Source organism: Micromonospora sp. ATCC 39149, assembly GCF_000158815.1.
Taxonomy (GTDB): domain Bacteria; phylum Actinomycetota; class Actinomycetes; order Mycobacteriales; family Micromonosporaceae; genus Micromonospora.
Map to the genome: position 1 here is coordinate 172,393 of NZ_GG657738.1, position 11,398 is coordinate 183,790.

Genomic DNA, 11,398 nt, shown 5'->3' on the forward strand with positions numbered 1-11,398 from the left:
CAACTCCCGGTAACCGGCGGTCTGCGACGGCGGCGCGAACGGGTGGTGTGGGCGAACTCCGCCCAGCTCACCGGCTCCATCTCCGTGGTCGCGTTCAGCTTCATCGTGCACGACCCCAGCGGGATCATGCCCCGGTCCAGGGCGTAGTCGAAGTCCGCCAACCGCCGCAGGTACCGCAGCATCGCCGTCTCCGAACGGTGCGCGCCGAACACCGGGTGGGTCAGGAACGCCGACGTGCGCGCCAACCCCGCCGGCAGGTCGGCCTCGACCGCGCCGTCGAACCCGGGCACCCCGAACGCCGCCCACACCATCGCCAGATGCGCCCCGGTGGTCGTCTCGTCACACGAGATCCCGACCCGGTCGGCGTCGACCAGCCGCAGGTTCACCCCCCGCCGCTGCGCGTCGGCGACCACCTGCGCGGCCCGGCCCGGCACCACCGCCGTGACCGTGTCGAAGAACGCGACGTCCGCGACACCCACCCCGCCGGCGCGCAACCCGGCCGCGAGCCGCGCCGCCATCGAGTGGGTACGCGCCGCGATGCCCCGCAGCCCGTCCGGGCCGTGGTACACGGCATACATGCCGGCCATCACCGCCAGCAGCACCTGCGCGGTGCAGATGTTACTGGTCGCCTTCTCCCGCCGGATGTGCTGCTCACGGGTCTGCAACGCCAACCGGTACGCCGGGTCGCCGGCCGCGTCGCGGGACACCCCCACCAGCCGGCCGGGCAGCATCCGCTCCAACCCCGACCGGACCGCCAGGTACCCGGCGTGCGGGCCACCGAAGCCCATCGGCACCCCGAACCGCTGGGTGGTGCCGGCGGCGATGTCCGCGCCGATCTCCCCCGGCGCGCGCAGCAGCGTCAACGCCAACAGGTCCGCCGCCACCGTGACCAGCGCCCCGACCGCGTGCGCCGCCGCCACCAGCGGCGCGTGATCGCGTACCGCCCCCGACGCCCCCGGATACTGCAGGTGCAGCCCGAAGAACTCCCCCGGCAGCGCCTGCGCGTCCAGGTCCACCACCTGCACCTCGATGCCCAACGGCTGCGCCCGGCTGGTGATCACCGCGATGGTCTGCGGCAACGCGTCGGCGTCGACCACGTACACGCTGCTGCGGCTCTTCGACGCCCGCCGGGCCAGGGTCATCGCCTCCGCCGCGGCGGTGCCCTCGTCGAGCATCGACGCGTTCGCCGTGGCCAGGCCCGTCAGGTCCGTCACCATCGTCTGGAAGTTCAGCAGCGCCTCCAACCGGCCCTGGCTGATCTCCGGCTGGTACGGCGTGTACGCCGTGTACCAGGCCGGGTTCTCCAACACGTTACGGCGGATCACCGCCGGGGTGTGCGTACCGTAATAACCCAACCCGATCATGGACACGGCGACGGTGTTGCGGCCCGCGATCGCCCGCAGCTGCGCCAGGGCGTCGTGCTCGCTGGCCGGCTCCGGCAGGTCCAGGGCGCCGTGCCAGCGGATCACCTCGGGAATCGCCGCGTCCATCAACTCGTCGATCGAGCCGTAGCCGACGACGTCGAGCATGCGGCGCTCGTCGTCTCCGTCGGGGCCGATGTGACGGGCGGCGAACTGCTCTACGGTCATGGCGGCGCTCCCCGGGGTGTGAGGTCGACAGGTCGGCCTCCCCCTGAGTCACGCCCAGGGCAGGGCGCTCCACAGTGCCTGCCCGCGAGGTCCTTCTGCCTGAGAGGTTCCGGGGAGGAAGCTGCCCCTTCGGCGCCGCCCCGAACGGATCAGGCGGTCTCTCCCACGCGGGGTACCGGCACGCTCCACGCTACCAGCGCCGCTGTTTCCGGCGGATGTCGTCCCCCGCGATCCGGATCACCCGCACGCCGCCGCCGCGCCGCCGACCAGCGTGTCCCCGGCGGCCACCAGCCGGCCGGCAAGCGCCGGCAGCACCACCCCCAGCGGCGCGTCGACGCGCAGCGCGGCGTACCCGTCACCCCGGGTGGGCCCCTGGTTGACGATCACCACCGGAATGCCCCGCTTCGCCGCGCGGATCACGAACCGACGCCCCGACATCACCGTCAACGACGACCCGAGCACCAGCATCACCCGGGCCCGCTCCACCAGGTCGAAACAGGTTGCCACCCGCGCCGCCGGCACCGTCTCCCCGAAGAACACCACGTCCGGTTTCAACATCCCGGTGCGACATCGTTCGCAGTCCACCGGCCGGAACCCCGCCACCTGCGCGTCGGCCAGGTCCACGTCACCATCCGGGTTGACCGCCGCCACAGAAAACGGCGACAAAAGGGTTCGCCTCCCGCAGCCGCCGGTCCACCTCCTGACGGCCGACGCGGTTGCCGCAGTCCAGACACACCACCTCGTCGAGGCGGCCGTGCAACTCCACCACCGGCGCCGACCCGGCGGCCGTGTGCAGACCGTCGACGTTCTGGGTGATCACCGCGTCGACCAGCCCACCGCGCTGCAACCGGGCCACCGCGACGTGCCCGCCGTTCGGCGTGGCCCCCGCGATCGTGCGCCACCCCAGGTGACTACGCGCCCAGTACCGGCGCCGCGCCACCGCATCGCCGGTGAACGCCTGCGCGTCATCGGGGTGTGCCGGCGGGCCGCCCCGCTGGCCCCCGGTAGTCCGGGATACCCGAGTCCGTCGACAGGCCCGCGCCGCTGAGCACCACGACACCACCGCCGGCGAGCAGACCGGCCACCGCGTCGAACGACTCCGTCACGCCATCCATGCTGCCTCAGCGCCCGCCGCGCCCGCGAGCACCGCCCCCGTGACCCTCCTCGCCCCGGCAAAACCCACACCGGGCCACCACCTTCGGACCTATCCGGCGAGGAGCTGACGCAACTGCCGGTCCGCCTCAGCGGCCTGCGCCGCCTCAACCCGCACCTGCTCGGCCTGCCCCACCAGGTACGCCTGCCACCGCCCCACCTGCTGCCGCGCCGCCGCCAACGCCGCCGCCAACGCCGCCTGCCGGCCCTCCAGCTCCCGCACCCGCCCCAACAGCCGCAGCTCCTCCGCCCGGGAATCCGCCGCGTCCGGCCCCGCGCCCGGCACACCTCCCGCCCGCCGGAACGCCTCGGCGACGATCTCCTCGGCCTGCCGCCGCGCCTCGGCGATGATCTCCGCCCCCTCCTCGGTGGCCTCGTCGATCGTCCGGTTCGCCTCCTCCTGCGCCCGCACCGCCAACTCGATCACCATCGGATCCGGGCCCTGCGGCGCCACACTCGGCAACGCGCCGTGCCGCAGCATCTCCACCTGCCGCACCAGCGCCTCGTTCTCCCGCCGCAACCGTTCCAACTCACCGTTGAGCAACCCGATCCGCTCGTCGGCCGCCCGGGCCACGTCGACGACCCCGTCGACCGACAACCAGTCAGCGCCACGGAACCGGCGCGCCGCCAACGCGCCCACCGCCCGCGTCGTACCACCCTGCCCGTCACCGACGTCGACGCTCATCGGACCCCCGTCCCACTGAAGTCCCGCACCGCCGCCGCGGCCTGACCGGCCAGCGGCGGATACTGGCAATGGTCGTACGCCTCGGCCAGAATCCGCTGCGCCGCCACCCCCGAGGCCACCAGCGCCCCGATCGTCTCCCGCGTCATCTGCGGACTGCCGCACACCAACACGTCGGTGTCCCGCCACGGCCCCAACCGCACCGCCGTGTCACCGGCCGTGCCCACCGCACCCGACCACCGCCAGGCGGTCTGCACCGTCGGCACGTACCGCAACCAACCCGACGCGCCGGCCAACTCCCACACCGCCGCGTCGTCGTACAGGTCGTCGGGGGTTCGGCCGCCCACCACCAACGTCGTCGGCCGCGGCTCCGCCCGCAACGCCTCCACCACCGCCCGCAACGGCGCCAACCCCGTCCCCCCGGCCACCAACAGCAACCGCAGGTGCGGCGACCGGCCGTACGACGACAACGCCGTGCCCGTCGGCGAGCCCAGCAACACCTGATCCCCCACCCGCAACCGGCGCACCAGATGCGTCGAGAACCGGCCCGTCGCCCGCACGTGGAAACTCGATCGTGCCGTCCGCGCGCGGCGCGTTCGCCGGCGACAGGTACCGCCACAGCCGCAACTGCGGCACCTGCACCGGCAGCGACTGCCCCGGCAGGTACTCACACAGATAGTTCGGGCGCACCGTGAACACGATCGACAGCGCGGCGCCGCTGCACCTGGAGGACCTCCGCCTCCCACAACGGCGGCGACGACAACTCCGCGTCCGCCGCGCCCGCCAACATCAACCGCGTCACCACCTCGTACGCCGCCGCCCAGTCCGCCCGCAACCCCGGCGTCCACCGCGGCCCGAGGAACCGCTCCAACGTCGCCAGCAGCGCCTGCCCCACCCACCGGTAGTGCCCCTGCGCCAACGGCACCGCCCGGCCCTGCCGATCCGCGCCCCGGAACCGGCGGTGGTCGGCGCCCAACCGCCGCGTGAACCCCGCCAACTCCCGCTCGTCGTCAACGTGACTCACGATGTGCCCCAACGCCGCCAGCAGCTTGTCCTCCTGGTAACGCATGTTCGTCGGGAACATCGACCGCACCTCCGGCGCGATCGTGAACAACGTCGCGTAGAAGTACCTCGCCGCCTCCGGACCCGCCACCCGCAGCTGCGCCCAACTCTGCCGCAACCCCACGACGTCCATCCCTCAGTCCTCCCGCCGGCGGGCCGCGTCGTGCCGCTCCCGCAGAGTCAGCGCCACCGCGCCGTCTGGCCCGTACGCCCGATCCACCGGCCACAGGTTCGGGTTCGGCACCCGCGTGTCGTAGTAGCGGTGATGCACCGCGTGCAGCGCCGCCCACCCCACACTGCCGTTGAGCCACGACCAGTCACCGTGCACCGGACGCCCCGCCCGCTCCTCCTGGGCGCAGAACCTCATGAACAACTCCGACTCGGTGTGCGGATCCGACACCCGCACCCCCGCCAACCGGAACGAATGCAACACCGCCTGATTGATCACCAACGCGGCGTGTTCCCGCCACAGCGTGTCCTCCCGCGACGTGTCCAACCCCAACCCGCGCGCCACCGGCAGCAACTGGTCGTACCGGTGCCCGTCACCCATGTTCCGGGTACCGATCTCGTCACTGAGATAGTGGCCGTTGAACGGCGCGCAACCGTAGTCCACCCCACCGACCCGCAACCGCATGTTGCTGATCACCGGCAGCGCGTGCCACCGCAACCGCAACCCCCCGAACCACGGATACGCCGGATGCGTCAACGCGACCTCCCGCACCAGGTCCCGCGGCACCTCCACCAGCGTCGGATCCTCGTACGCCGTCTCGATCACCCACGGCAACAGGTCGAACCGGCCCGGCACCGGCGGTGGACGCCACCCCAGGCCCACCACCGCATCCGTCATCGGCGCCTGCGCCGGATCACCCACCACCGCACCATCGGCGCACCGGTGACCGCAGTACCGGATCAACTGGTCGTTCCAGATCCGCGCCCGCGGCCCCACCCCCGGGCGGTCCGGCGCGAACACCGTCATCACCGACCGGATCCGCCCACCGTTGTCCGCCTCCGCCAGGTGCCGCGTCAACTCGGCGGCGATCCCCGCCACCGTCGTCACGTCCCGCCGGTCACGAACCCGCAGACCAGCCCACCGCACCCGACCCACACACCGCGCCGACTGCCGCCACGCCACCTTCGCCCCGTACGTCAACTCCTCACGGGTGTGCCGGTACGTGCCCGTCAGCGCGACCTCCTCCCGCACCTGCGCGACCCGCTCGGCCACCCCCGGCAGCCGCCGCTCCGTGTGGAACAGGTGCAGGAACTCCACCGCCTCCGCCACCACGTCCCCCACCGGCAGGGCCGGCGGCAACGCCGCGTGCGGCCCGTGCGCCACCGGGCACCCCGACCTGCTCCCGCCCATGGCAGGGCCGCCGACGTCAACCAAGCTCACGGCGGCACGACTGTCAATCTGCACTTCGGTTCAAGTCCGATCGTCGGGCAACGCCGTCGCCACACCCTGCGTCCGTCCCGTCCACCGGCCCACCGCACTCACCCACGGTGACACCACCACGGCAAACCGCGAACGCCGCCACATAGGATTGCCGGCAACGCAAAAGCTGTCAACCGGCCGACACATACCGGAACGCGCACAACCGGCGGCCCTCGCCAAAGCAGATCACAAAGGACAGTCGACCCCGCCCCGCCGGCCAGCACCGACACCCGCCGACCGAACCGGAATCATCCCGCCCGCCGCCGCGCCCGGCGAGCCGCCAACTCGTCCTCCACCGCGTCGCCGCCCGCAACCCCCGACGCCGGCTCAGCCGGCTCAGCCGGCAGATGCGACAACGAACCCTCGATCTCCTTGAACGCCCCACCGATCGCGATACCGAACACGCCCTGGCCACCCTGCAACAGGTCGACCACCTCCTCCGGCGACCGGCACTCGTACACCGTCGTCCCGTCCGAGATCAACGTGATCCCCGCCAGATCGGCCACCCCACGCGACCGCAACGCCTCGATCGCCTTGCGGATGTTCTGCAACGACACCCCGGCGTCCAACAGCCGCTTCACGACCTTCAACACCACCAGGTCGCGGAACGAATACAACCGGGACGTCCCCGAACCCGACGCGTCCCGCACGCTCGGCACCACCAACGCCGTACGCGCCCAGTAATCCAACTGCCGGTACGTGATGCCCACCGCGTGGCACGCGGTCACACCCCGGTAGCCCACCGCACCGTCACCCTCAGTCGCCGGCCCCGCCGGCACCACACCCGCCCCCTGCGCTTGCGTACCAGGCTCGGGATCTCGCGGCTCGTGCATCCGGACAACCTCCCCGCCAGTGCGGTGACACGCCGCATCCGGGACGTGCACCCCTCGACACGGCAACCCTATAGCGCCCTTGAGGAGTTACCGCGCAGGAAAGGTCGCGACACGCCGCGCAGCCACGGCAAAGATCACCCACATCCACGGCCGATCACCCACAGTGACCAACGCCAGGGGTCGAGAAACACCACCACCGCCGCCCACGTCGCCAGCGCGCCGGTGGGACCGCGGTCAGCCCGCGAAATCCTCCGGACGCACCTGCTCCAGGAACTCGCGGAACTTCTCCACCTCGTCCTCCTGCTCGTCCGGGATCACGATCCCCGCCTCAGAGAGGACCTGCTCGGCACAACGAATCGGCGCACCGACCCGTAACGCCACGCAATCGAATCACTCGGCCGCGCCGACACCCGCACCCGTCATCACCGATCACAGATCGGCGTAGAAAGACGTTCTCCTTCAACTCGGTGATCTCACCGCCCGCAACGGCGCCTTCAACGCCGCCAACACATCCCGCAACAGATCATGCGTCAACGGGCCGAGCCGGCTTGACCCCCTGCTGCTCATACGCGATCGCCGTCGCCTCCACCGCACCGATCCAGATCGGCAGATAGCGATCGCCCTCGACCTCCCGCAGCAGGACGATCGGCTGGTTGCTGGGCAACTCCACCCGAACCCCGACCACGCTCAGCTCGCGCACCGCCGCCTCCGTGTCGTTGTCACCTACGCCCGCACCGCGCCCTTGCCTGCACGGTACACGGGCCGCGACACGCACATCCCATGCGCTACACGCACCACGGCCCCGCGCCCGAAAAGGGGTTACCCCGGCAAGCCTACGACACGCCCCCAGAACCCGAACCTCCCACCAACACCACGCGGCCCGGACCACCGCCCGGGCCGCGCAGCACCACCAAAATCACCGACCCAACGTCGAACGCAACCCCACCCGCACCAACGCCGCGTGCAGCTGCTGAGACAACGCCACCAACTCCCGCGCCGTCTCCGCCGCCCGCGCCCGCGCCGCCGGATCACTCTGGCGCACCAACGGCGCCACCAACTGCGCGAACAAACCCACCTCCCGATCCGCCGCCGTCCGGTAACCCCGCAAATGCCGAGGCTCCAACCCGTACGCCGCCAGACCCGCCACCGCCCGCGCGATGATCAACGCATCCCCGTCGTACCAACCCGGCGGATCAGACACCAACACCCCGAGCCGCTCCAACTCACCCAACGTCGACTCGTCGATCCCGCTCCGCGCGACCAGATCAGCCCGACCCAACCGCACCTGAGCCGAATCCACCGGCGGCTCCGCCGCAGCAGAACGACCCGGCACCTCACCACCCGGGCCCACCGCCACCAACGTCGGCCGAGACGGCACCGGCCCATCCGCCGACCCGTCCCACTGCGCCAACTGCTCACGGATCACCCGCAACGGCAGATACTGGTCCCGCTGCGCGGTCAACACGAACCGCAACCGCGCCACATCGTCCCAGCTGTACTTCCGATACCCCGCAGCAGTCCGCTGCGGCTCCACCAGCCCCTCGGCCTCCAGGAACCGCAACTTCGAAATCGTGACGTCGGGAAACTCCACCCGCAACTGCCCCAGCACCTCGCCGATGCTCATCAGCGGTTGCGCGCGGGCCACCCCGGGCGGCGTCGAAGCCGCAGGCTCGTTCACCCCCGGCCGGCCTCCTCCTCCGGGCGCGGACCGGCGATGAAGACCACCCGGAACTTACCGATCTGCACCTCGTCACCATTGCTCAACGTGGCCGCCTCGACCCGCTCCCGGTTCACGTACGTGCCGTTCAAACTACCCACGTCCCGCACCGTGAACGTCCCACCATCCCGGTGGAACTCGGCATGCCGCCGCGACACCGTCACATCGTCCAGGAAGATGTCACTGTCCGGATGCCGGCCACTCGTCGTCACATCATGATCCAACAAGAACCGGGCACCCGCGTTCGGACCCCGACGAACCACCAGCAGCGCCATACCCGGCGGCAACGAACCGGACATCCGGCTCGGCACCACATCGGTATCCGGCCCCTCCAGCACTTCGTCGAGCGAACCGAGATTGAGCGTCGAAGTGACGTCGAGCGGGGGGAACTCGTCGTCTGGCCGCGTCATGGGACCACCTCACGGATCTGTTTCGCGTCGGCGTCGGGTAATGGCGGGTCTGGCCGCCGGGCAGTCCACCCGGCGGCTGGCTCCCCGTGCCCGGAAAGGCAATTCCGCAACGCTCAACTTATGGGTTCTCGGTCGACTGGGCGAGCCTAGCCAGCGCCGAAATGCAGGGCAACCGGACGCGCGGCACAACACCACACGCCCCACGGGCACTCAGCTCTCGGTGAGCTCGCGATACGCCCCGGCGGTCAGCAGCCCGTCCACCGCCACCGGATCACCCGGCGTGATCTCCACCAGCCAACCCGCACCGTACGGATCAGAGTTGATCACCTCCGGAGCATCCACCAACGCCTCGTTCCGCGCCGCCACGACCCCACTCACCGGGGCGTAGATCTCGGACACACTCTTGGTCGACTCAATCTCACCCAACGAGTCACCCGCAGCCACCTCCGCGCCCTCCTCGGGCAACTGGACGTACACGATGTCACCCAACGCGTCCTGCGCGAAGTGCGTGATGCCGACCCGGACCACGCCCGAACCGTCACCCGCCACCCACTCATGCTCAGCGGTATACCGCAGATCCTCAGGAATCACCAGACGCGTCCTTCACCGTCGTACCGACCATCGGTGCACCGGCGAACCGGCGCGGGCCGCACCGGTCAGGAGACCGGACGGGCGTGCTCCAACTTCACAGGCGCGTGCAGCGCCGAAACCTCGGCCACCTCACGATCCTCAACGATCACGTTACCGCCGTCACCGGCAACCGATGCGGCCACCCCGCCCGGAATCTTCAACGCCGTCGCCATCGTCGTCGGATCACCGATCACCGTAATCGTGAACGGACCCGACAACCGACGGCCGTCCACCACCAACTCCCCACCCGCCCCGTCCAGGAAGTACGTCGACGCGATGATCCGCACCGCCGCACCGTCCCCACCCGAGATCTGCATCGCCTCCGCACCCGCCCCCCGCAACTCCTGCACCGCGTCCAGCACCCGATACGCCGAGATCGGCTTCGCCCCCGCCTCGAACCGCACACTCAACCCCGGCCCCCGCGCCGGCAACGTCCCCGCCAGAATCCCCAACTCATCAGCCCGCCGCGTCGCCTCCTCCAACGCCGCCTGCCGACCCTGCTCCCCCGAACGCAACTGCCGCTGACTCTCCTCCAACGCCTCGATGTCCTGCCGCAGCCGCTTCTCCCGCGAATCCAGATCCGAGAAGATCCGCACCAGGTCCTCCTGCCGCGTCGCCGCCGCCGTCGGATCCGTCGACGTCGTACGCAACTGCACCACCAGGGTGAACCCCAACAGACCCAACAACAACGCGATCATCGCCCCCGCCGACGTGAACCGCCGCGCCACCGCAGCCGGACCCGAAGACGAAGCCTCCGAAGACCCCACGCCCGACGGCGCCACCGACGACAACTCCACCGTCACCGCGCCCGCACCTGCCACATCCGGCACCGACGACGACTCCGCCGCCGCCGCCAACGGCGACACCTCGCCGGAATCCGGCGCCCCCGGACGCCCATCAGGCTCCCCCGCCGGCCCACCAGGCCGCCCCGGACCCGCCGGCTGCGGCCACCCCGTACCCGTCTCGGTCTGCTCCTCGCTCATCTGCGCAACCTACGCCCGGAACAGGTGACGACGAATCGCCGCCACATTCCCGAAGATCCGTACCCCCAGCACCACCACCACACCAGTCGACAACTGCCCACCCACGCCCAACTGATCACCCAAATACACGATCAGCCCCGCCACCAGCACATTCGAGATGAACGACACCACGAACTGCTTGTCATCGAAGATCCGGTCCAACTTCGCCCGCACCCCACCGAAAACCGCGTCCAACGCCGCCACCACCGCGATCGGCAGATACGGCTGCAACGCCGCAGGCACCGTGGGATCGAGATACACCCCGAGCACCACCCCGGCGAGCAACGCCAGCACCGCGATCATCGGCCACCTCCGGAAGGACTGGGAGACGAACCAGAGCCAGACGGCTCAGGACCGGACGAACCCTCGACAGCCGAACCCGACACTGACGGACTCGGACTGATCGACGGCTCGGCGTAGCGTAGCCGTGGCTCCGGCGCCGCCGGCAGGGTGAGGTCCTCCACCTCCCGCACCTGGAACGACAACCCCACCGAATCCACCAACTCCCGCATCAGAAACGCCGCCCGACTGTCGTCGAACCGATCCCGCATCGCACCCGGCCCAATCGCCGACACCTCGTACGGCCCCGTCACCGGCCGGAAATCCACCAAGATCGCCGCACCCGCCGACCGGATCGTCGACGTCGCCGTCAACCGCTGACCATTGATCGCCACCGCCTCCGCACCCGCCGCCCACAGATCATTGGCCACCTTCTGCAGATCCGTGTACAACACCCTCGGCGGCCCACCCTCGGAACCCGTCACCGCCGCGTCATCCTTCGCCGGCGCATCCGCCAACCGCACCACCACACCGTCACCACGCACCCGCCCCAGACCGGTGCCCGCCTCCAACCGCCGCAACCGCGCCGCCTG

9 protein-coding genes, 4 pseudogenes and 1 riboswitch are annotated in these 11,398 nt (G+C 70.7%); all 13 genes and pseudogenes read right to left on the bottom strand.

Translation table 11 applies throughout. From position 1 onward, the window contains the following. Positions 1–1,589: pseudogene (locus MCAG_RS00750) on the bottom strand (glycine dehydrogenase (aminomethyl-transferring)); the annotation flags it as partial. 77 nt (positions 1,590–1,666) lie between these two features. Then, positions 1,667–1,765: riboswitch (glycine riboswitch) on the bottom strand. 61 nt (positions 1,766–1,826) lie between these two features. Continuing rightward, a pseudogene (locus tag MCAG_RS00755) lies at positions 1,827–2,704 on the bottom strand (NAD-dependent protein deacetylase). A gap of 89 nt (positions 2,705–2,793) precedes the next feature. Further along, complete coding sequence (locus MCAG_RS00760; RefSeq protein ID WP_007071095.1) at positions 2,794–3,426, bottom strand: hypothetical protein; 633 nt, start codon at positions 3,424–3,426, stop codon at positions 2,794–2,796. After that, a pseudogene (locus MCAG_RS36000) lies at positions 3,423–4,618 on the bottom strand (globin domain-containing protein). Before MCAG_RS36000 ends, MCAG_RS00760 begins: the two are co-directional and overlap by 4 nt. A 3-nt stretch (positions 4,619–4,621) precedes the next feature. After that, on the bottom strand, positions 4,622–5,845 hold the full coding sequence (locus tag MCAG_RS00770) for a nitric oxide synthase oxygenase (RefSeq protein ID WP_007071097.1): 1,224 nt from the start codon (positions 5,843–5,845) through the stop codon (positions 4,622–4,624). Between the two features lie 317 nt (positions 5,846–6,162). After that, positions 6,163–6,747 carry a MerR family transcriptional regulator gene (locus tag MCAG_RS00775; RefSeq protein WP_007071098.1) on the bottom strand — a complete coding sequence of 195 codons (585 nt, stop codon included), beginning with the start codon at positions 6,745–6,747 and terminating at the stop codon, positions 6,163–6,165. A gap of 234 nt (positions 6,748–6,981) precedes the next feature. Continuing rightward, positions 6,982–7,447: pseudogene (locus tag MCAG_RS36005) on the bottom strand (bifunctional nuclease family protein). Between the two features lie 216 nt (positions 7,448–7,663). Then, positions 7,664–8,371 (bottom strand): MerR family transcriptional regulator, encoded by a 708-nt coding sequence (locus MCAG_RS00785; protein WP_198141693.1) that lies wholly within the window; start codon positions 8,369–8,371, stop codon positions 7,664–7,666. A gap of 50 nt (positions 8,372–8,421) precedes the next feature. Then, entirely contained in the window at positions 8,422–8,874 is a 453-nt protein-coding gene (locus MCAG_RS00790) for an FHA domain-containing protein (RefSeq protein WP_007071101.1), read from the bottom strand. Positions 8,875–9,084: 210 nt separating this feature from the next. After that, a complete protein-coding gene (gene gcvH / locus MCAG_RS00795; RefSeq protein WP_036371792.1) occupies positions 9,085–9,465 on the bottom strand; it encodes a glycine cleavage system protein GcvH in 381 nt (126 codons plus the stop codon). A 65-nt stretch (positions 9,466–9,530) separates the two neighbouring features. Beyond that, a complete protein-coding gene (locus tag MCAG_RS00800; protein ID WP_007071103.1) occupies positions 9,531–10,487 on the bottom strand; it encodes a DUF881 domain-containing protein in 957 nt (318 codons plus the stop codon). Positions 10,488–10,496: 9 nt separating this feature from the next. Further along, positions 10,497–10,829, bottom strand: a complete 333-nt coding sequence (locus tag MCAG_RS00805) for a small basic family protein (RefSeq protein WP_007071104.1) — start codon at positions 10,827–10,829, stop codon at positions 10,497–10,499. Then, the coding region (locus MCAG_RS00810; RefSeq protein ID WP_036371793.1) for a DUF881 domain-containing protein at positions 10,826–11,398 on the bottom strand (573 nt) is incomplete at its 5' end. The genes MCAG_RS00810 and MCAG_RS00805, both read right to left, overlap by 4 nt.